This is a genomic window from Pseudomonas sp. COW5 (genome assembly GCF_026240005.1).
Classification (GTDB): domain Bacteria; phylum Pseudomonadota; class Gammaproteobacteria; order Pseudomonadales; family Pseudomonadaceae; genus Aquipseudomonas; species Aquipseudomonas kribbensis.
In genome coordinates this window covers 341,833-363,757 of record NZ_JAPHVP010000001.1, presented here as the reverse complement: position 1 = coordinate 363,757, position 21,925 = coordinate 341,833, and the positions used below count along the sequence as shown (strand labels likewise).

The following is a 21,925-nucleotide window of genomic DNA, read 5'->3' as shown; positions in this document are numbered from 1 at the left end:
CCAGTCAACAGATCCAGTGACTGACAGACCGCTTTCGCGAGCAAGCCCGCTCCCACAGGGGGACATCATAGGGGCAGAGACTTAGGCCTTGCTGATGATATTCCCCGCATGCAACCCGCATTCTTTCTGGGTCGCTTCTTCCCACCACCAGCGGCCTTCGCGCTCGTGCTGGTTCGGCAGCACAGGGCGGGTGCACGGTTCGCAGCCGATGCTGATGAATCCGCGCTCATGCAGGGAGTTGTACGGCAGCTCCAGCATGCGGATGTAGCCCCAGATTTCCTCGCTGGTCATCTGCGCCAGCGGGTTGAACTTGTACAGCGTGCGCTCCGGGGTGGAGAACGCGCTGTCGATTTCCATCACCGCAACCGCGCTGCGGGTGCCCGGGCTCTGGTCGCGGCGCTGGCCGGTGGCCCAGGCTTTGACGCCGGACAGTTTGCGGCGCAGCGGCTCGATCTTGCGGATGCCGCAGCACTCGCCATGGCCGTCCTTGTAGAAGCTGAACAGGCCTTTCTCCTTCACGAACGGTTCGAGTTTCGTGTAGTCCGGCGAGACCAGCTCGATGTCGATCTTGTAGTGCTCGCGCACCTGATCGATGAAACGGTAGGTTTCCGGGTGCAGACGGCCGGTGTCGAGACTGAACACCTTGACGTTCTTGTTCAGCTTCCAGGCCATGTCCACCAGCACCACATCCTCGGCGCCGCTGAAAGATATCCACAGGTCATCGCCGAACTCGGCGAATGCGAGCTTGAGGATGTCCTGGGCGGATTTGTTGGCATAGGTCGTGGCGAGTTCCACGACGTCGAACGTTGGGCTCATCAGGGCGGCTTCCTACAGGTCGGTGGCGCTGGGCGCTCTATATGGCGGCGATGTTAACAAAAAGCAACGCCCGCCGGGGCGGCCTCTGCGTTGCATGGTCCAGGTCGAGCCGCTAGAGTTCGGGCTCGCTCGACTCAATAAACATTACAAACGGAGTGTCCTGTGGAAATTGCCTGTCTTGATCTTGAAGGAGTGCTGGTACCGGAAATCTGGATCGCCTTCGCCGAAAAAACCGGAATCGAATCGCTCAAGGCCACCACCCGGGACATTCCCGACTACGACGTGCTGATGAAGCAACGCCTGCGCATCCTCGACGAACATGGCCTCAAGCTTTCGGACATTCAGGAAGTGATCGCCACCCTCAAGCCGCTGGACGGCGCGGTGGAGTTCGTCAACTGGCTGCGCGAGCGGTTTCAGGTGGTGATTCTGTCGGATACGTTCTATGAGTTTTCCCAGCCGCTGATGCGTCAGCTGGGCTTTCCGACCTTGCTTTGCCATCGACTGATTACCGACGACAGCGGGCGGGTGACGAGCTACCAGTTGCGTCAGAAAGATCCGAAACGGCAGTCGGTCCTGGCGTTCAAGAGCCTGTATTACCGGGTGATTGCGGCGGGGGATTCCTACAACGACACCAGCATGCTGGGCGAGGCGGATGCGGGGATTCTGTTCCATGCGCCGGATAACGTGATTCGCGAGTTTCCGCAGTTTCCGGCGGTGCACAGTTTTGCCGAGTTGAAGCAGGAGTTTCTCAGGGCTTCGAACCGCGATCTGAGCCTGTAAGTCATGCTGTGGCGAGGGCGCAACCGCCCTCGCCGCAAGCGTCAGAGGTTCTGCAAGGTTTCAAGCAGGACTCTGACCTTGGTAATCGACTCCTGATACTCCGCCTCCCAATCCGAATCAGCGACGATCCCGCCACCGCCCCAGCAGCACACCTGCCCATCCTTTACCAACAGGCTGCGAATCGCGATCGAGCTATCCATCTCGCCGCGCACGTCCAGATACAGCAACGAGCCGCAATACAAACCACGTCGGGTCGGTTCCAGTTCGTCGATGATCTGCATCGCACGAATCTTCGGTGCGCCGGTGATCGAGCCGCCGGGGAAACTGCCGGCAATCAGGTCCAGGGCATCGCGATCATCCGCCAGCTCACCGGTCACGCTGCTGACCAGGTGATGCACGTTCGGATAACTTTCCAGGCTGAACAGCTCCGGCACCCGCACGGAGCCGATTCGGCAGGTGCGACCCAGATCGTTGCGCAGCAGATCGACGATCATCAGGTTTTCCGCACGATCCTTGGGGCTGGCCAACAGTTCGGCGGCGTTGGCGGCATCTTCGGCCGGGTTCGCGCCACGGGGGCGTGTGCCTTTGATCGGGCGGGTTTCCACCTGACGCTGGCTGACTTTGACGAAGCGCTCGGGCGAGAGACTTAGCACCGCGTTGCCGTCGGGCAGGCTCTGGAACCCGGAAAACGGCGTCGGGCAGGCCTCGCGCAACGCACAGTAAGCCAGCCATGGGTCACCTTCACACGGCGCGCGGAAACGCTGGGCGAAGTTGACCTGATAGCAGTCGCCCGCCTGGATGTATTGATGAATGCGTTCGAGCGCCTGGCGATAGTCGTCGGCCGAAAGGTCGGCGGTCATCGGCGTGTTCAGTTTGAAGGTCGTCAGCTTGGCGGCCACCGGTTGGCTGAACAGATCGATCAACCGTTGTTTCTCGCTGTCGCTTAGCGACGGGTGAAATACCAGTTGGCTGGTGGCTTTCTGGTGATCGCTGATCAGGGCCCAGTCATACAGGCCGAATCGCGCATCCGGCAGTTGCAGATCGTCCAGCGCCTGACTCGGCAGGTTTTCCAGATGCCGGCCGAAGTCGTAACTCAGGTAACCGATCAGGCCTCCGGCGAACGGCAGTTCGTATTCCGAAGGCAACTGTGCCTCGCCAAGGCGCGCCAGATTGTCCCGCAGACGTTGCAGGAAATCGTCGCCACGCTCGTCCGGCATCACCGCCAGTTGTTCCAGCGGCCAGGCGCTGAGCAAGTCATAACGGCCACGGTCGGCACTCGGCCGGCCGCTGTCGAGCAGCACGGCGCCGGGCGCATGGCGGATTGCCGCGAAATAGTCGGCGGGGTTGGCGCGGTAGGGCAGCGGGTGTACGGAACAGGTCAACATGGGCGGGGCAGATCGGCCATCGAGGCGGGGTGGGGATTGTAGTCCCCTCGGGGAATTGCTCCTAGAGGGGATGTCGGGGATTGGCAGATCGGGGGCCGGTAACGCGACTCAGCCTTCGACCACCGGGATATGCCCGAACAGTTCCTGAGCAAACGCCACCCGCTCTTCAACCGTTTCAGTCACGCCGCGGGTCTTGAGATCCTCCAGATGCGCTTCCACCGCATGGGTCCGTGCAGTCAGACCGCAGTCGTTGGCAATCTGGATATTCAGTCCCGGCCGCGCATTCAGTTCCAGAATCAGGGGGCCTTTCTCCTGGTCCAGCACCATGTCCACGCCGATGTAGCCCAGGCCGCACAGCTCATAGCAACCGGCCGCAAGCTTCATGAAACCGTCCCAGTAGGGCAGTTGCACGCCGTCCACCGCGTTGGTGGTGTCCGGGTGTTTGGCGATGATGTTGTTCAGCCAGGTGCCGCGCAGGGTCAGGCCGGTGGCCAAATCGACACCGACGCCGATGGCGCCCTGGTGCAGGTTGGCCTTGCCGCCGGACTGCCGGGTCGGCAGTCGTAGCATGGCCATCACCGGGTAGCCCATCAGCACAATGATGCGGATATCCGGCACGCCTTCGTAGCTGATGCTCTTGAAGATCTGGTCCGGGGTCACCCGGTATTCGATCAGCGCCCGGTCGCGGTGGCCGCCGAGCGAATACAGGCCGGTGAGGATGCTGGAGATATGGTGCTCCAGCTCTTCGTGGGTGAGGATCTTGCCCGACACCGTGCGATAGCGACCTTCGAAGCGGTCGGCGATGACGATGATGCCGTCACCGCCGGCGCCCTGGGCCGGCTTGATCACGAAGTCGTTGCGCCCGCCGATGATCTCGTCGAGCTTGTCGATTTCCTTCTCCGTGGAAATCACGCCATACAGTTCCGGCACATGAATGCCGGCCTTGATCGCGCGCTCCTTGGTGATGATCTTGTCGTCGACGATCGGGTACAGACTGCGCTTGTTGTACTTGAGCACGTAGTCCGCGTTGCGCCGATTGATGCCCATGATGCCCCGGGCTTCCAGGGCCTTCCAGGTCTTCCAGAAACCGAACATCAGGCGTCAGCCTTCTTCAGGAAGGCCTTGAAGCGCACCAGTTCGGTCAGGCGATAACCGCGATAGCGACCCATGGCCAGCATGAAGCCCACCAGAATCAGCAGGATCGCCGGGAAGGTGAACACGAAGTACACCAGCTCCGGCACGGTCATGATCAGGTGCGCCAGGGACGCCGCGAACAGCGTGCCGATCGCCACTTTCAAGGCATGGCTGGCGCCGCGCTCTTCCCAGGTGATCGACAGGCGTTCGATGGTCATGGTCAGAATCACCATCGGGAACAGCGCCACCGACAGGCCGCGCTCCAGACCGAGCTTATGACTGAACAGACTGATCGCCGCGATCAACACCACTACGAACGTCAACACCACCGAGAGTCGCGGCAGCATTTGCAGTTTCAGGTGTTCCAGATAGGAGCGCAGCGACAGCCCCAGCGCCGTGATCACGGTAAACAGCAGGATGCCGAAGCCCAGCTGCGTCTCGCGGAAGGCCAGGGCGATCAGCACTGGAGTGAATGTGCCGAGGGTCTGCAGGCCGACCAGGTTGCGCAGGATCAGGATCACCAGCACGCCGATCGGGATCATCACCATGATCATGAACGTCTGCTGGGTCTGCAGCGGCAGGCCGTAGAGCGAATATTCGAGGAAGTTGGCGTCGGTGTTTTCGTCGGTCAGCTTGGCCAGACGAATCGCGTTCATCTCGCTGTTGTTCAGGCTGAAGGTCACGTTGGCTTTCTTCGCGCCGTCGACGGTGATCAGGTTTTCATCGCCGGTCCACCACAGCAGACGGTCGGTCGGCAGGCCTTGTTCGCCGGTTTCCGGGTTGAAGTACAGCCAGTCGTTGCCGTTGAAACTGCGCAGCCACAGTTCAGGGGTTTGCGGTTGATCGGCGACGAGGCGGATGGTGTGGACTTTCTCGACAGGAACGTGGGCGATGGACAGCAGCAGTTCAACGATTTTTGCCTTGTGGGCGGTCGACGGGTCGCCGGCCAGCAGCAGTTTTACGTTGTCGTCGTTGGTGTTGTTGACACGTTTGATGGCTTCGCCAATGAAGGTTTCGACGTCGGCCGAGTGCTGGCGGATCGGCGCGAGCAGGGCTTCGGCGGCGATTTTTTCCGGGCCTTCGATGGCCATGCTGTCGCGGAAAGTCGGGCCTTTGACCTTGGTTTTTTCGGCGGTGTAACGCTTGGTCAGCACCAGACGGTAATAAAGGGTCTGGTTGCCCTTGGCCCGGCGCGCCGACCAGGTGACCTTGCGGTTGCCGTCGACGCGGTTGACCGCCACGCCGTAGTTATTGGAGATGAAGCTTTCATTGAGGCTGACGTAATCGCGGCTCAGGGGCGGCACGAACATCTGGATCTTCACCGGATCCTTGGTGCTGGCGACGAACTCGACCTTGGCGTCGATGTTCCACAAGTCGTCGGTGGCGTCTTCGGTCACCGGAATGCCGAGCACGAAAATCTGATAGGCCGTAACCGAAACGCCCAGGAGCACCAGGATGGTGATCAGGATTTTCAGGTGGAAGGTTAGAGAACGCATGGAAATTACTCGGCGGTATGAGCGGCGATGGCGCAGGCGGGTTTGCCGGCAGCGTATTTAAGACTGGGATCGACCAGCGCATCGAAGCGTTTCAGCGCCTCGGAGCCGATCAAAAGCGGGTATTGGAACGCACTGCGGTCGGTCAGGTTCACTTCAATGCTGCGCATCGCCGAACCCATGCAGATATCCAGCTCGATCACCGGGCGTGCGGTGTACTTCTTGCCTTCTTCCGGGTCGTAGTCGCCGGCACGGCGCTTGATCTTGCTGACCCGGGCCAGCGGCCGTTCGATCGGGTGCGAATGCGCAGCGTCGATGGCCAGGTAGAAACGCACCCAGGACTCGCCGTTGCGTTTGAAGCGTTTGATGTCGCGGGCGCTCAGGGAGGCGGTCTTCGCCCCGGTGTCGAGTTTCGCCGCCACTTCCAGGTTGATCCCGTCGAGGGCGGCGTATTCGTTGAGGCCGTACACAGTCTTTTCCCCCGCCACAGCCAGGCCGGGCAGGCAAAACAGATAGAAAAAGGTGGGGAAGGGCTTGAGTCTCATAAATCCTGGCGAGCAGCGTTCCGTTCTCGGTTCAGGGCCACGGCATCAGGAGATCCTGTCTGCGTGCGCCTTCGTGTGCCTATCAGCTTTTTATGACAAGCCGTGCAAGTGACTGGCAAATGCGGGCGGCATTCTAGCACGGTGGTTTTATGGCGCCAGCGCCCGAGCGGGTCTATAACCCTTGGGGCTGATATCGGGCGTTATTAGACGATTGTCGACAATATCCATTTATCCTTTGACTGATGCAGGCTGATTCGCTAGTTTTTGCCGCATTGGATTTAAAGGTGTCGACAATATGCTGGATCAACTCGATCCCCCGGTCATCAGCGGCGACGATTCGGAAACCCTGTCCGAAAACGTCTTCCGGCGTATCCAGGCCGCCATCGTCAAAGGCGAAATTGCCCCGGGCAGCAAGATCTCCGAGCCGGAACTGGCGCGCACCTACGGCATCAGTCGGGGGCCGCTGCGCGAGGCGATTCACCGGCTCGAAGGCCAGCGCCTGCTGGTGCGGGTGCCGCATGTCGGCGCGCGGGTGGTCTCGTTGAGCCATGCCGAACTGCTCGAACTCTACGAAATCCGCGAATCCCTCGAAGGCATGGCCTGCCGTCTGGCGGCCGAACGCATGAGCGTCGAAGAAATCGACGAACTGCGCCGGGTGCTGGAAACCCACGAGCGCGATGCGGCGTTTCAGGCCGGCGTCGGCTACTACCAGCAGGAAGGCGATTTCGACTTTCACTACCGGATCATCCAGGGCAGCGGCAACCGCACCCTGACTCAGATGCTCTGCGGTGAGCTCTATCAACTGGTGCGCATGTACCGCATCCAGTTTTCCACCACGCCCAACCGCCCGCGCCAGGCCTTTGCCGAACACCACCGGATTCTCGATGCAATCGCCGACCGTGACGGCGAGCTCGCGGAATTGTTGATGCGCCGCCACATCGGCGCCTCGAAACGCAACATCGCCCGTCATTACCAGGACGGCGCCGACAATAAGACAGCCACTGAACGAGGTGAGTCATGAGTTCCAACAAGAGCACTCCAGGCCAGCGTTTCCGCGATGCGGTCGCCAGCGAACATCCGTTGCAAGTGGTCGGCGCGATCAACGCCAACCACGCGCTGCTGGCCAAGCGCGCCGGTTTCAAGGCGATCTACCTGTCCGGTGGCGGGGTGGCTGCCGGCTCCCTCGGCGTGCCGGACCTGGGCATCACCGGTCTGGATGACGTGCTGACCGACGTGCGTCGCATCACCGACGTCTGCGACCTGCCGCTGCTGGTGGACGTGGACACCGGTTTCGGCGCCTCGGCGTTCAACGTGGCGCGTACCGTGAAGTCAATGATCAAGTTCGGCGCCGCGGCGATCCACATCGAAGACCAGGTCGGCGCCAAGCGCTGCGGCCACCGTCCGAACAAAGAGATCGTCACCCAGCAAGAAATGGTCGACCGCATCAAGGCCGCCGTCGATGCCCGCACCGACGACAGCTTTGTGATCATGGCCCGCACCGACGCACTGGCCGTTGAAGGCCTGGAGTCGGCACTGGATCGCGCCGCCGCGTGCATCGAGGCCGGTGCCGACATGATCTTCCCGGAAGCCATCACCGAACTTGAGATGTACAAGCTGTTCGCCAACCGCGTGAAAGCGCCGATCCTGGCCAACATCACCGAATTCGGCTCGACGCCGCTGTACACCACCGAGCAGCTTGCCGGGGCGGATGTATCGCTGGTGCTGTACCCGCTGTCGGCGTTCCGCGCGATGAACAAGGCGGCAGAAAACGTCTACACCGCGATCCGCCGCGACGGCACCCAGCAGAATGTCATCGACACCATGCAGACTCGCATGGAGCTCTACGATCGCATCGATTACCACACCTTCGAGCAGAAGCTCGACGCGTTGTTTGCGGCGAAGAAGTAAGCCGCAACCGTACTCCCTAACAAATTCAAGATTGGAGACAACAATGGCCGAAGCAAAAGTACTCAGTGGCGCCGGGCTCCGGGGCCAGGTTGCCGGGCAAACCGCACTGTCCACCGTGGGCCAGGCCGGTGCCGGGCTGACCTATCGCGGCTACGACGTGCGCGAATTGGCGGCAGACGCGCAGTTTGAAGAAGTGGCGTACCTGCTGCTCTACGGAGAGCTGCCGACCAAGGCCCAGCTCGCCGAGTATCAAGGCAAACTGAGCAAGCTGCGCGACCTGCCGCAAGCGCTGAAAGAAGTGCTGGAACGCATCCCCGCCGACGCCCACCCGATGGACGTGATGCGCACCGGTTGCTCGTTCCTGGGCAACATCGAGCCGGAGAAGGACTTCTCCGAGCAACGCGACAAGACCGACCGCCTGCTGGCCGCGTTCCCGGCGATCATGTGCTACTGGTATCGCTTCAGCCACGACGGCAAGCGCATCAATTGCGTGAGCGACGAGCCGTCCATCGGCGGCCATTTCCTGCACCTGCTGCACGACAAGAAGCCGAGCGAACTGCACGTCAAAGTGATGAACGTTTCGCTGATCCTCTACGCCGAGCACGAATTCAACGCCTCGACTTTCACCGCTCGCGTCTGTGCGTCGACCCTGTCCGACCTGTATTCCTGCGTCACGGCAGCCATCGGCTCGCTGCGCGGCCCGCTGCATGGCGGCGCCAACGAAGCGGCGATGGAAATGATCGAGCGCTTCTCGTCGCCGGAAGAGGCGATCAAGGGCACCCTCGGCATGCTGGAGCGCAAGGACAAGATCATGGGCTTCGGCCACGCGATCTATAAGGACAGCGACCCGCGCAACGAGGTGATCAAGGGCTGGTCGAAAAAACTCGCCGACGAAGTGGGCGACAAGGTGTTGTTCGCGGTTTCGGAAGCCATCGACAAGACCATGTGGGAGCAAAAGAAACTGTTCCCCAACGCCGACTTCTACCATGCCTCGGCGTACCACTTCATGGGCATCCCGACCAAGCTGTTCACCCCGATCTTCGTCTGCTCGCGCCTGACCGGCTGGGCGGCGCACGTGTTCGAGCAGCGCGCCAACAACCGCATCATCCGTCCAAGCGCCGAGTACGTCGGCGTCGAACAGCGCAAGTTCGTGCCAATCGAACGTCGCTGAATGGTAGGGGCTACCCCGCAAGTTGCTGAATGAACCGAAACCTATGTGGGAGCGGGCTTGCTCGCGAAGACGGACTGACATCCAACATTGATGTCGACTGATACATCGCTTTCGCGAGCAAGCCCGCTCCCACATTTGACCTAGTTCATTCAGTACTGGTGCCGCGCCTACCCCTTGTTATCACCGTGACCGAGTCCTGACCGATGAACACAGAATTTCGCAAGAACCTGCCCGGCACGCCGCTGGACTTTTTCGACGTCCGCGCGGCTGTCGATGCGATCCAGCCGGGCAGCTACGACACCCTGCCGTACACCTCTCGCGTGCTGGCGGAAAACCTCGTGCGTCGCTGCGACCCGGCCACGCTCACCGATTCCCTGAAACAACTGATCGAGCGCAAACGCGACCTCGACTTCCCGTGGTTCCCGGCCCGCGTGGTCTGCCACGACATTCTTGGCCAGACCGCGCTGGTGGATCTGGCCGGCCTGCGCGACGCGATTGCCCAGCAGGGCGGCGACCCGGCGCAGGTCAACCCGGTGGTGCCGACGCAACTGATCGTCGACCACTCGCTGGCGGTGGAGGCGGGCGGTTTCGACAAGCAGGCGTTCGAGAAGAACCGCGCCATCGAAGACCGTCGCAACGAAGACCGTTTCCACTTCATCAACTGGACCAAAAAGGCGTTCAAGAACGTCGACGTGATCCCGCCGGGCAACGGCATCATGCACCAGATCAACCTGGAGAAAATGTCTCCGGTGATCCAGGTGCGCGACGGCGTGGCATTCCCGGACACCTGCGTCGGCACCGACAGCCACACCCCGCACGTCGATGCACTGGGCGTGATCGCCATCGGCGTCGGTGGTCTCGAAGCCGAGAGCGTGATGCTCGGCCGCGCGTCGTGGATGCGCCTGCCGGAAAGCGTCGGCGTCGAACTGACCGGCAAGCTGCAACCGGGCATCACCGCCACCGATATGGTGCTGGCGCTGACCGAGTATCTGCGCAAACAGAAAGTGGTCGGCGCGTGGCTGGAATTCTTCGGCGAGGGCGCCTCGGCGCTGACCCTCGGCGACCGCGCGACCATCTCCAACATGGCCCCGGAATACGGCGCTACTGCCGCGATGTTCTACATCGACCAGCAGACCATCGATTACCTGAAACTCACCGGTCGTGAAGACCAGCAAGTGCAACTGGTCGAGCAGTACGCCAAGCAGATCGGCCTGTGGGCCGACAGCCTGAAAGGCGCGCAGTACGAGCGCGGCCTGACCTTCGATCTGTCTTCGGTGGTGCGCAACATGGCCGGCCCGAGCAACCCGCACGCCCGCGTGGCGGTGTCGGATCTGGCGGCCAAAGGCATCTCCGGGAAATGGGAGGACGTGCCCGGCCAGATGCCCGACGGCGCGGTGATCATCGCTGCCATCACCAGTTGCACCAACACCAGCAACCCGCGCAACGTGATCGCTGCCGGCCTGCTGGCGCGCAATGCCAACAAGCTCGGCCTGACCCGCAAACCGTGGGTCAAGTCGTCGCTGGCGCCGGGATCGAAAACCGTGGCGCTGTACCTCGATGAAGCGGGCCTGACCGCGGAGCTGGAGCAACTCGGTTTCGGCGTCGTCGCGTTTGCCTGCACCACCTGCAACGGTATGTCCGGCGCGCTGGACCCGGTGATTCAGCAAGAGATCATCGACCGTGATCTGTATGCGACTGCCGTGCTGTCCGGTAACCGTAACTTCGACGGCCGGATTCACCCGTACGCCAAGCAGGCGTTCCTCGCGTCGCCGCCGCTGGTGGTGGCTTACGCGATTGCCGGCACCATCCGTTTCGACATCGAAAAAGACGTGCTCGGCGTGGTCGACGGCAAGGAAATTCGCCTGAAGGACATCTGGCCGAGCGACGAAGAAATCGACGCGGTGGTGAAATCCTCGGTCAAGCCCGAGCAGTTCCGTCAGGTCTACATCCCGATGTTCGCCATCCATGAAGACACCGGCCCGAAAGTCACGCCGCTGTATGACTGGCGCGAAATGAGCACCTACATCCGCCGTCCGCCGTACTGGGAAGGCGCGCTGGCCGGGGCGCGTCCGCTCAAGGGCATGCGCCCGCTGGCGGTGCTGCCGGACAACATCACCACCGATCACCTGTCGCCGTCGAACGCGATCATGCTCGACAGCGCCGCCGGCGAATACCTGGCGAAAATGGGCTTGCCGGAAGAGGACTTCAACTCTTACGCGACCCACCGGGGCGACCACCTGACCGCCCAGCGCGCAACGTTTGCCAACCCGAAACTGTTCAACGAAATGGTCGTGGAAAACGGCAAGGTCAAGCAGGGCTCGCTGGCCCGTGTGGAGCCGGAAGGCCAAGTGATGCGCATGTGGGAAGCCATCGAAACCTACATGGAACGCAAGCAGCCGCTGATCATCATCGCCGGCGCCGACTACGGCCAGGGCTCGTCCCGGGACTGGGCGGCCAAAGGCGTGCGTCTGGCGGGTGTGGAAGCGATTGCCGCCGAAGGTTTCGAGCGCATTCACCGCACCAACCTGGTGGGCATGGGCGTGTTGCCGCTGGAGTTCAAACCGGGCACCGACCGCAAGACCCTGGGCATCGACGGCAGTGAAACCTACGACGTGATCGGCGAGCGCACGCCGCGCGCCGAGCTGACGCTGGTGATCCATCGCAAGAACGGCGAACGCGTCGACGTGCCGGTGACCTGCCGCCTCGACACCGCCGAAGAAGTGTCGATCTACGAGGCCGGCGGCGTGCTGCAACGCTTCGCCCAGGACTTCCTCGAAGAGTCGGCGGTTGCCGTTTAAATCAATCGATGTGGGCATGGGACTTCAAGTCCCATGTCTTCGTTAAGGAGCACCATGGCTCACGCACCGCAAATAAAAATCCCCGCCACCTACATGCGTGGCGGCACCAGCAAAGGCGTGTTCTTCAGCCTGAAAGAGCTGCCCGAAGCCGCGCAGATTCCCGGCCCGACACGCGATGCGTTGCTGCTGCGGGTAATCGGCAGCCCCGACCCCTACGACAAGCAGATCGACGGCATGGGCGGCGCCACGTCGAGCACCAGCAAAACCGTGATCCTGTCGAAAAGCATCAAGGCTGATCACGACGTTGATTACCTGTTCGGTCAGGTGTCCATCGACAAACCGTTCGTGGACTGGAGCGGCAACTGCGGCAACCTGTCGGCGGCGGTCGGCTCGTTCGCCATCAGCAACGGTCTGGTAGACGCCAGCCGCATTCCGCACAACGGTGTGGCGGTGGTGCGCGTGTGGCAGGCCAACATCGGCAAGACCATCATCGCCCACGTGCCGATCACCAACGGCGAAGTCCAGGAAACCGGTGATTTCGAACTCGACGGCGTGACCTTCCCGGCCGCTGAAGTGCAGGTCGAATTCATGGACCCGGCGGCGGAAGAAGAGGGCGGCGGTGGCTCGATGTTCCCCACCGGCAACCTGATCGATGAACTGGAAGTGCCGGGTGTCGGCACCTTCAAGGCGACCATGATCAACGCGGGTATCCCGACGATCTTCGTCAACGCCGAAGACATCGGTTACACCGGCACCGAACTGCAGAGCGCGATCAACAGCGACCCGAAAGCGCTGCAGATGTTCGAGACCATTCGCGCCTACGGTGCGCTGCGCATGGGGCTGATTTCCAACATCGACGAAGCGGCTAAACGTCAGCACACGCCGAAGGTGGCTTTCGTGGCTCGGCCTGCGGATTACGTGGCGTCCAGTGGCAAGGCGATTGCGGCCGGGGATGTGGATCTGCTGGTGCGGGCGTTATCGATGGGCAAGTTGCACCACGCGATGATGGGGACGGCGGCGGTGGCGATTGGTACGGCTGCGGCTATCTCTGGGACGTTGGTGAACCTGGCGGCTGGTGGTGTTGAGCGGAATGCGGTGCGGTTCGGGCATCCTTCCGGCACGTTGCGCGTGGGGGCTGAGGCTAGCCTTGAAAACGGCGAATGGGTTGTTAAGAAGGCGATCATGAGCCGTAGTGCGCGGGTGTTGATGGAAGGTTACGTCCGTGTGCCTGGCGACTCTTTCTGATCCAGAATCGATGCCCTCACCCCAGCCCTCTCCCGGAGGGAGAGGGGGCCGACCGAGGTGTCTTGCGGGATGCATCGACCTGAAAAATCGTGGCGATTATGGATTCGGCAAAGCACTTTCAGGTCGATGTAACGCTTGAATATCCCACGGTCAGTTCCCTCTCCCTCCGGGAGAGGGCTAGGGTGAGGGGAAACAATCTTGCTGAAGAAACACACAACGAGCAGGCACCCCAGACCTGCAATCAACAAACCAACCAGCCCCTGAGGAAGACCCCACCACTCATCATTCCCCACCAGGAGAACCGCAATGAGCGCCAACGTCGACCTGAACAACCGCCCCGACTACGACCGTGTCCTGCAGGACATCGCCGATTACGTCCTCACCTATAAAATCGAATCCGCCGAAGCCCTCGACACCGCCCGCAACTGCCTGATGGACACCCTGGGCTGCGGCCTGCTGGCCCTGCGTTTCCCGGAATGCACCAAACACCTCGGGCCCATCGTCGAAGGCACCGTCGTGCCATTCGGCGCGCGAGTCCCCGGCACGTCCTATCGCCTCGACCCGGTAAAAGCCGCGTGGGACATCGGCTGCATCGTGCGCTGGCTCGACTACAACGACACCTGGCTCGCCGCCGAATGGGGGCATCCGTCGGACAACCTCGGCGGGATTCTCGCGGTAGCCGATCACCTGTCGCAGAAGCGTCTGGCCAATGGCGAGGCGCCGCTGACGGTGCGCGATGTGCTCGAAGCGATGATCATGGCCCACGAGATTCAGGGTGTGATTGCACTGGAAAACTCCTTCAATCGGGTAGGCCTCGACCATGTGATCCTGGTGAAAGTCGCCTCGACAGCCGTTGTCGCCAAGCTCATGGGCGCCAATCGCGAGCAACTGCTCTCGGCGTTGTCCCACGCGTTTGCCGACGGTCAGGCATTGCGCACTTACCGTCATGCGCCGAATGCCGGCTCACGGAAATCCTGGGCAGCGGGGGATGCTTCGAGTCGCGGGGTGCGTCTGGCGGATATCGCGATGCGCGGCGAGATGGGCATTCCCGGTGTGCTGACGGCCAAGCAGTGGGGTTTCTACGACGTGCTGTTCAGCCACACCAACAACGATCTGGCGCTCAAGCCAGAAGACAACCGCGCCTTCAGCTTCTCGCGTCCGTTCGGCAGTTATGTGATGGAAAACGTGCTGTTCAAGATCAGCTTCCCCGCCGAATTCCACGCGCAAACCGCCTGCGAAGCCGCCGTGACCCTGCACCCGCAGGTGCGCAATCGTCTGCATGAGATCGACCGCATCGTCATCACCACCCACGAATCGGCGATCCGCATCATTTCCAAGGTCGGCCCGCTGGCCAACGCCGCCGACCGCGATCACTGCATCCAGTACATGACCGCCGTGCCGCTGGCGTTCGGCAATCTGGTGGCCGAGCAGTACGAGGATGATTTCCACGCGGCGCATCCGGTCATCGATGTGCTGCGCGAAAAAATGGTCATCGTCGAGGATCCGCGTTTCACCCGCGAATACCTGGAAGCCGACAAGCGCTCGATTGCCAACGCGGTGCAGGTGTTTTTCAAGGACGGTTCCAGTACCGAAAACGTGGTGGTGGAATACCCGCTCGGTCACCGCCGGCGTCGGGCCGAGGGCATTCCGTTGCTGGAGGACAAGTTCAGGGCGAACCTGGCCACGCGTTTCACCGGCCAGCGCAGCGCCGAGATCCTTGCGCTGTGCAAGGATCAGGCGCGGCTTGCGGCGACGCCGGTGAACCGTTTTGTCGACTTGTTCGTGATCTGAAAGGCCGGGATTGTCGAGGGCTACAGGCTGCCCTCGACATCCTCCAGGCTGAACGTTTCGGTGTGGTCGTCGTAGGAGAAAATCTCGGCGTAACGGCCCCAGGCGATCACGATTTCCAGGTTTTTCTCGACGAAGGCTTCGGTCAGCGAGTCTTCCAGTTCCTGCTCGAAACGCACCCGTGGCGCCCGGTGGCCGTTGCGCTCCAGCAATACCTGGCGGATCCGCGCGGCCAGCGGTATGTAGCGGATCAGGTGTTCGGCAAACAGGGTCTTGCGCTCCTGGGTGCCATAGTCGGCGAACAGTTTGCCGGCTTCGGTCAGGGTGATGTCCGCGCCCTTGAGTTCGGCGAAGCCCAGGTATTCGAGCATCTCGGCCACCGGGAACAGGTCGTCCACTTCCAGCAAACGACGCTCGGCCACGGTGGGCAGGCCGGCGTGGCCGTTGTAGGGCTCGGCCGCCAGGGTTTCGATCAGGCCCGCCATCAGGTTGGTGGACACTTCCTGCAGCGGGCTGCTGATTTTCAGTTCGGGTTTGCCGGTGCTGGCATCGGCGCTGCGGCGGTCGGTCATCTGCGCGTAGATGTCATCGACCATCTGCCGGAACGCCGGATCCAGACGATTGCGCGGATGGGCGAAGGGCACCTTGATTTCCGCCACCAGCCGCCCGGGGTTGGACGACAGCACCATAATGCGGTCGCACATCAGCACCGCTTCTTCGATGTTGTGAGTGACGATCAGGATCGATTTGATCGGCAGTTGCTTGCCGCTCCACAGGTCCAGCAGATCGTTTCTCAGGGTTTCGGCGGTCAGCACGTCCAGCGCCGAGAAAGGTTCGTCCATCAACAGCAGCGTCGGGTTGACCACCAGCCCGCGAGCGAAACCCACGCGCTGGCGCATGCCGCCGGACAGTTCGCGAGGGTAAGCGTTTTCGAAACCGTCCAGGCCGATCAGGTCGATGGCCGCCAGCGCTCGCTTGCGTGCTTCCTTGCGTTCGACCTGCAAGGCTTGCAGGCCGGCCTCGACGTTTTCCAGCACCGTCAGCCACGGGAACAGGGCAAAGGTCTGGAACACCATGGCCACGCCTTCGGCCGGGCCGTCCAGCGGCTTGCCGTTGTACAGGACCTCGCCCGACGACGGCTCGATCAGCCCCGCGATGATCCGCAGCAGGGTCGACTTGCCCGAGCCGGAGCGTCCAAGCATGCCGACAATCTCGCCTTCGTGCAGGGCCAGGTTGACCCCGCTGAGCACTTGCAACTCGTCCTTGCCCTTGCCGAACACCCGGTTCACGTCGGTGAGCGAGTAGATTTCGGGTGTGGCGCCAGTGTGTTCGGTATAGGTATTCATCACATCGAATCCCGTCAGTTCAGGCGAAGTTTGTTTTCGGCCATGGCGTACATCGGCCGCCAGACCAGGCGATTGAAGGCCACGACAAAAAACGCCATGACCACCACGCCGAGGGTGATTTTCGGGAAGTCGCCGGCGGCCGTGGTTTGCGCGATATAGGCGCCGAGGCCATGGGCGACGACCTTGTCCTGTCCCCAGGAAACAAATTCGGAAACGATGCTGGCGTTCCATGCGCCGCCCGAAGCGGTGATGGCGCCGGTCACGTAGTACGGGAAGATCCCCGGCAGCATCACCTTGCGCCACCACAGCCAGCCGCGAATGCGGAAGTTGGCGGCGGCTTCCTTGAAGTCATTGGGGAAGGCGCTGGCTCCGGCGATCACGTTGAACAGGATGTACCACTGCGTCCCGAGCACGATCAGCGGGCTAAGCCAGATGTCCGGGTTCAACTGGTAGCGCAGGATCACGATGACGAACACCGGGAACAGCAGGTTCGCCGGGAACGCCGCGAGAAACTGCGCCAGCGGCTGGATCTTTTCCGCCAATGCCGGACGCAGCCCGATCATCACGCCCAGCGGCACCCAGATCAGCGAGGCGATGAAGATCAGCCCGGCCACTCGCAACAGGGTGTACAGCCCCAGCAGCAACACATGCCCGACCTCGGCGAACGTCACTTCCGTGCCGACATACAGCACGATGTGGTACAGCGCGTACGCAGTCAGCAGCGCGATAAACGTGCCCCAGATCCAGTCGATGGCCTTGGTGGTGGCGGGGCTTTCCGAGGTCATGACCTTGCGCGCCGAACGCGGCAGGTTCAGGCGCATGTTGCCGAGGCGGCTGATGGCGCGGCTGATGGGGCGCAGAATGCGCTGGATCATCCGGGTGCGCTGGATCAGATTCAGCACCCAGGATTCCGGCGCAGCGGTCTGCGAGGCGGTGTTTTCCATGCGGAACTTGTCGGCCCAGGCCACCAGCGGGCGGAACAGGAACTGGTCATAGATCAGGATGACCACGATCATTGTCAGGATGACGTAGCCCACGGCGTGCATGTCTTTTTGCGCGATGGCCAGGGCCAGGAACGAGCCGATCCCGGGCAGGGTGATGGTCTGGTCGCCGACGGTAATCGCTTCCGAGGCCACCACGAAAAACCAGCCGCCGGACATGCTCATCATCATGTTCCAGACCAGCCCGGGCATCGCGAAGGGCACGTCGAGCTTCCAGAATTTCTGCCAGCCGGACAGTTGCAGGTTGGTCGAGACTTCCACCAGATCCCCCGGCAGCATGCGCAGCGACTGATAGAAGCTGAACGTCATGTTCCAGGCCTGACTGGTGAAAATGGCAAAAATCGCGGCGAATTCCGCCCCGAGAACCCGGCCGGGAAACAGCAACAGAAAGAACGTGACGGTGAAGGAGATGTAACCCAGCACCGGCACCGATTGCAGGATGTCCAGCACCGGCACCAGCAGTTTTTCGGCCCGGCGGCTCTTCGCGGCCAGCGTGCCGTAGAGCAGGGTGAACACCAGTGCCGCGACCATCGCCGCAAGCATGCGCAAAGTGGTGCGCATGGCGTATTCCGGCAGGTTGGCGGGGTCGAGCGAGACCACTTCACTTTGCAGCGTGCCGATCGGGGCCCAGGTTTCCCGGGCACCGATGGAGAAAAACAGCAAAAAGCCGATCACCAGCGGCATGGCGATCAAGTCCCAGCGATTGGGCAGCAGGCGTCGGGTCGAGGCCGGTATGTAGTGACGGAACACTTTATTCATAAGCAGTGATTCCTGCAGTGCTCTGAATGGAGGCGCGGCAGTCTGAGCGTAGCTTCAGTCTGCACGGCGCACCCGGGAATGAACGGACGCTCATTCCTTGACTTCAATGGGGAGGCTGGATGCTGCGGGCCCGTTGAATTCAGCGGGCCGAGAGGGTTGGCGCATCCGGTTTGTGGCCGGATACGCAACTTGCGCGGATTGTATATTTCGGAATGTTACAGAGTCGTAAAAAACACGGCCCGGGGCCGGGCTTGTGATACTTCATTCAGCCTGCGGACAGGTTGGCCGGGTCGGGGTTACTTGAACCGCCGTTCCACGCCTTTTTCCACCAGGATCTTCGCCGAAATCTCTTCCACGGAAAAATGCGTGGAGTTGATGTGCGGGATGTTTTCGCGACGGAACAGGTTCTCCACCTCACGCACTTCGAATTCGCACTGGGCGTAGCTCGAATAGCGGCTGTTGGGTTTGCGTTCGTTGCGGATCGCGGTGAGGCGATCCGGATCGATGGTCAGGCCGAACAGCTTGTGCTGGTGGGCGCGCAGGGCAGCCGGCAGTTGCAGGCGCTCCATGTCGTCTTCGGTCAGCGGATAGTTGGCCGCGCGGATGCCGAACTGCATCGCCATGTACAGGCACGTCGGCGTCTTACCACAACGCGACACGCCCACTAGTATCAGATCGGCCTTGTCGTAATAGTGGGTACGGGCGCCGTCATCGTTGTCGAGGGCGAAGTTCACCGCCTCGATCCGCTCCATGTAGTTGGAGTTGTGGCCGATCGAATGGGATTTGCCGACGGTGTAGGAAGAATGCTCGGTCAGTTCCTGTTCGAGCGGGGCGAGGAACGTCGAGAAAATGTCGATCATGAAACCATTGGAGGTTGCGAGAATCTCACGGATGTCCTGATTGACGATGGTGTCGAAGATAATCGGCCGGAAACCATCGGTTTCAGCGGCTTTGTTGATTTGTTGTACCATGGCCCGCGCTTTGTCCGCGTTGTCGATGTAGGGCCGCGTGAGTTTGGTGAAGGTAATGTTTTCGAACTGCGCCAGAAGACTTTGACCCAGGGTTTCGGCAGTAATGCCGGTGCCATCGGAGATAAAGAAAGCAGATCGTTTCATTTGCACCTTGGGCCTTAAGCTAATGAGTATTTCTGGATATGATAGGCGCGATTTGTCGGCCGCCAATGGCCCGCATTCTCACTTATTTTCCAGGTCCAGGCCATACAACCGGCCGATGCTCCCCCGAGCCGCCGGTTTCTGAGCTTTTCCAACACAGTTAGTGGAGAGATCACCTTGGTAGAGTACGTAGTTTCCCTCGATAAGCTCGGCAAACACGATGTTGAGCATGTGGGGGGCAAGAACGCATCCCTGGGCGAGATGATCAGCAACCTGGCCGGTGCCGGTGTGTCGGTCCCCGGCGGTTTCGCCACCACCGCGCAGGCCTATCGCGACTTTCTCGAGCTGAGCGGCCTCAACGACCAGATCCACAAGGCTCTCGACGCCCTGGACGTCGATGACGTCAACGCGCTGGCCAAGACCGGCGCCCAGATCCGCCAATGGATCATGGAAGCCGAATTCCCTGAAAAACTGAACACCGAGATCCGCACCGCGTTCGCCGCGCTGTCGGCCGGCAATCCCGAAGTGGCCGTGGCCGTGCGTTCCTCCGCCACCGCCGAAGACCTGCCGGACGCTTCGTTCGCCGGCCAGCAGGAAACCTTCCTGAATATCCGCGGCGTGGAAAACGTCATCCGCGCGGCCAAGGAAGTGTTCGCTTCCCTGTTCAACGACCGTGCCATCTCCTACCGCGTGCATCAGGGCTTCGACCACAAACTGGTCGCCCTGTCTGCCGGTGTACAGCGCATGGTGCGTTCGGAAACCGGCACCGCCGGCGTGATGTTCACCCTCGATACCGAATCCGGCTTCCGTGACGTGGTGTTCATCACCGGCGCCTATGGCCTGGGCGAAACCGTCGTACAAGGCGCGGTGAACCCGGACGAATTCTATGTCCACAAGGGCACGCTGGAGGCCGGTCGTCCGGCGATCCTGCGTCGCAACCTGGGCAGTAAGGCCATCAAGATGATCTACGGCGACGAGGCCAAGGCCGGTCGCTCCGTGAAGACCGTCGATGTCGACAAGGCCGACCGCGCGCGTTTCTGCCTGACCGACGCCGAAGTCAGCGAACTGGCCAAGCAGGCGATGATCATCGAGAAGCACTACGGCTGCCCGATGGACATCGAGTGGGCCAAGGACGGTGACGACGGCAAGCTGTACATCGTGCAGGCCCGTCCGGAAACCGTGAAGAGCCGCACTCAGGCCAACGTCATGGAGCGTTACCTGCTCAAAGAAACCGGCACCGTGCTGGTGGAAGGTCGTGCCATCGGTCAGCGCATCGGCGCGGGCAAGGTGCGGATCATCCGCGACGTGTCGGAAATGGACAAAGTCCAGCCGGGCGACGTGCTGGTCTCCGACATGACCGACCCGGACTGGGAACCGGTCATGAAGCGCGCCAGCGCCATCGTCACCAACCGTGGCGGACGTACCTGCCACGCGGCGATCATCGCCCGTGAGCTGGGTATTCCTGCTGTTGTCGGTTGCGGTAACGCCACCCAGCTGCTGAAGGACGGCCAGGGCGTGACCGTGTCCTGCGCCGAAGGCGACACCGGTTACATCTTCGAAGGCGAACTGGGCTTCGACATCAAGAAGAACTCCGTGGACGCCATGCCGGAGCTGCCGTTCAAGATCATGATGAACGTCGGCAACCCGGACCGCGCCTTCGACTTCGCGCAGTTGCCGAACGCCGGTGTGGGCCTGGCCCGTCTGGAATTCATCATCAACCGCATGATCGGCGTGCACCCGAAAGCGCTGTTGAACTACGACGGCCTGCCGCAGGACATCAAGGAAAGCGTCGACAAGCGCATCGCCGGTTACGACGATCCGGTCGGCTTCTATGTCGAGAAACTGGTTGAAGGCATCAGCACCCTGGCGGCTGCATTCGCACCGAAGAAAGTCATCGTGCGTCTGTCGGACTTCAAGTCCAACGAATACGCCAACCTGATTGGCGGCAAACTGTACGAGCCGGAAGAAGAAAACCCGATGCTGGGCTTCCGAGGCGCTTCGCGTTACATCAGCGAATCGTTCCGTGACTGCTTCGAACTCGAATGCCGCGCGCTGAAACGCGTGCGCAACGAGATGGGCCTGACCAACGTCGAAATCATGGTGCCGTTCGTCCGTACCCTGGGCGAAGCGAGCCAGGTGGTCGATCTGCTGGCCGAAAACGGCTTGAAGCGCGGCGACAACGGCCTGCGCGTGATCATGATGTGCGAACTGCCGTCCAACGCGATCCTGGCTGAAGAATTCCTCGAATTCTTCGACGGTTTCTCGATCGGTTCCAACGACCTGACCCAGCTGACACTGGGCCTGGACCGTGACTCCGGGATCATCGCGCACCTGTTCGACGAGCGTAATCCGGCGGTCAAGAAGCTGCTGGCCAACGCGATTGCCGCGTGCAACAAGGCCGGCAAGTACATCGGCATCTGCGGTCAGGGCCCTTCGGACCACCCGGACCTGGCCAAGTGGCTGATGGAACAGGGCATCGAAAGCGTTTCCCTGAACCCGGACACCGTGCTGGAAACCTGGTTCTTCCTGGCCGAAGGTCAGGCGGAATAAGTCGTGAATGAAGCCCCGGCCTGCTGAACCGGGTCGGGGCTTTAAGATTGAAACAGGGCGAGCTCTCCGGATGCCGCCCTTTTTTGTGCAAGAG

At 61.5% G+C, this 21,925-nt stretch carries 16 protein-coding genes; 8 read left to right on the top strand and 8 right to left on the bottom strand.

Going from position 1 to position 21,925, the window contains the following annotated elements; translation table 11 throughout:
• Positions 1-81: 81 nt before the first annotated feature.
• On the bottom strand, positions 82-816 hold the full coding sequence (locus OQ248_RS01490; protein ID WP_085711886.1) for a phosphoadenylyl-sulfate reductase: 735 nt from the start codon (positions 814-816) through the stop codon (positions 82-84).
• A 162-nt stretch (positions 817-978) separates the two neighbouring features.
• Here OQ248_RS01490 and thrH point away from each other — a divergent pair, with 162 nt between their 5' ends.
• The gene (gene thrH, locus OQ248_RS01485; RefSeq protein ID WP_265811868.1) at positions 979-1,596 is read left to right on the top strand and encodes a bifunctional phosphoserine phosphatase/homoserine phosphotransferase ThrH; all 618 of its coding nucleotides are present in this window, start codon (positions 979-981) and stop codon (positions 1,594-1,596) included.
• Positions 1,597-1,637: 41 nt separating this feature from the next.
• On the opposite strand, the gene pabB is transcribed toward thrH, so the two are convergent.
• From pabB to OQ248_RS01465, 4 genes are all read right to left on the bottom strand, one after another.
• Positions 1,638-2,981, bottom strand: coding sequence for an aminodeoxychorismate synthase component I (pabB, locus tag OQ248_RS01480; protein WP_265811867.1), 1,344 nt, complete (start codon positions 2,979-2,981; stop codon positions 1,638-1,640).
• A gap of 108 nt (positions 2,982-3,089) precedes the next feature.
• Positions 3,090-4,076 carry an alpha-L-glutamate ligase-like protein gene (locus OQ248_RS01475; RefSeq protein ID WP_265811866.1) on the bottom strand — a complete coding sequence of 329 codons (987 nt, stop codon included), beginning with the start codon at positions 4,074-4,076 and terminating at the stop codon, positions 3,090-3,092.
• On the bottom strand, positions 4,076-5,611 hold the full coding sequence (locus OQ248_RS01470; protein ID WP_085711890.1) for an inactive transglutaminase family protein: 1,536 nt from the start codon (positions 5,609-5,611) through the stop codon (positions 4,076-4,078). The genes OQ248_RS01475 and OQ248_RS01470 overlap by 1 nt, the downstream gene beginning before the upstream one ends.
• 5 nt (positions 5,612-5,616) lie before the next feature.
• Complete coding sequence (locus tag OQ248_RS01465) at positions 5,617-6,153, bottom strand: ATP-dependent zinc protease (RefSeq protein ID WP_065258027.1); 537 nt, start codon at positions 6,151-6,153, stop codon at positions 5,617-5,619.
• Between the two features lie 298 nt (positions 6,154-6,451).
• Between OQ248_RS01465 and OQ248_RS01460 the strand changes: the two genes are divergently transcribed.
• The 6 genes from OQ248_RS01460 (at position 6,452) to prpD (ending at position 15,066) form a co-directional block, all read left to right on the top strand.
• Positions 6,452-7,174, top strand: coding sequence for a GntR family transcriptional regulator (locus tag OQ248_RS01460; protein WP_169432611.1), 723 nt, complete (start codon positions 6,452-6,454; stop codon positions 7,172-7,174).
• The gene (gene prpB / locus OQ248_RS01455) at positions 7,171-8,061 is read left to right on the top strand and encodes a methylisocitrate lyase (RefSeq protein WP_085711892.1); all 891 of its coding nucleotides are present in this window, start codon (positions 7,171-7,173) and stop codon (positions 8,059-8,061) included. Before OQ248_RS01460 ends, prpB begins: the two co-directional genes overlap by 4 nt.
• A 43-nt stretch (positions 8,062-8,104) precedes the next feature.
• Positions 8,105-9,232: a 2-methylcitrate synthase gene (prpC, locus tag OQ248_RS01450; RefSeq protein WP_085711893.1), complete on the top strand. Its 1,128-nt coding sequence runs from the start codon at positions 8,105-8,107 to the stop codon at positions 9,230-9,232.
• Between the two features lie 203 nt (positions 9,233-9,435).
• The gene (gene acnD / locus OQ248_RS01445; protein WP_265811865.1) at positions 9,436-12,030 is read left to right on the top strand and encodes a Fe/S-dependent 2-methylisocitrate dehydratase AcnD; all 2,595 of its coding nucleotides are present in this window, start codon (positions 9,436-9,438) and stop codon (positions 12,028-12,030) included.
• Between the two features lie 54 nt (positions 12,031-12,084).
• Positions 12,085-13,275: a 2-methylaconitate cis-trans isomerase PrpF gene (prpF, locus tag OQ248_RS01440; RefSeq protein ID WP_265811864.1), complete on the top strand. Its 1,191-nt coding sequence runs from the start codon at positions 12,085-12,087 to the stop codon at positions 13,273-13,275.
• 306 nt (positions 13,276-13,581) lie between these two features.
• Entirely contained in the window at positions 13,582-15,066 is a 1,485-nt protein-coding gene (prpD, locus tag OQ248_RS01435; RefSeq protein ID WP_265811863.1) for a 2-methylcitrate dehydratase, read from the top strand.
• A gap of 20 nt (positions 15,067-15,086) precedes the next feature.
• On the opposite strand, the gene OQ248_RS01430 is transcribed toward prpD, so the two are convergent.
• The 3 genes from OQ248_RS01430 to OQ248_RS01420 all read right to left on the bottom strand — a co-directional run bounded on the left by OQ248_RS01430 (position 15,087) and on the right by OQ248_RS01420 (position 19,284).
• On the bottom strand, positions 15,087-16,409 hold the full coding sequence (locus OQ248_RS01430) for a nitrate/sulfonate/bicarbonate ABC transporter ATP-binding protein (protein WP_265811862.1): 1,323 nt from the start codon (positions 16,407-16,409) through the stop codon (positions 15,087-15,089).
• Between the two features lie 14 nt (positions 16,410-16,423).
• Positions 16,424-18,169, bottom strand: coding sequence for an ABC transporter permease subunit (locus OQ248_RS01425; protein ID WP_265811861.1), 1,746 nt, complete (start codon positions 18,167-18,169; stop codon positions 16,424-16,426).
• A gap of 296 nt (positions 18,170-18,465) precedes the next feature.
• On the bottom strand, positions 18,466-19,284 hold the full coding sequence (locus OQ248_RS01420; protein ID WP_085711899.1) for a pyruvate, water dikinase regulatory protein: 819 nt from the start codon (positions 19,282-19,284) through the stop codon (positions 18,466-18,468).
• 174 nt (positions 19,285-19,458) lie between these two features.
• Between OQ248_RS01420 and ppsA the strand changes: the two genes are divergently transcribed.
• Complete coding sequence (gene ppsA, locus OQ248_RS01415) at positions 19,459-21,831, top strand: phosphoenolpyruvate synthase (RefSeq protein WP_265811860.1); 2,373 nt, start codon at positions 19,459-19,461, stop codon at positions 21,829-21,831.
• Positions 21,832-21,925: the final 94 nt, after the last annotated feature.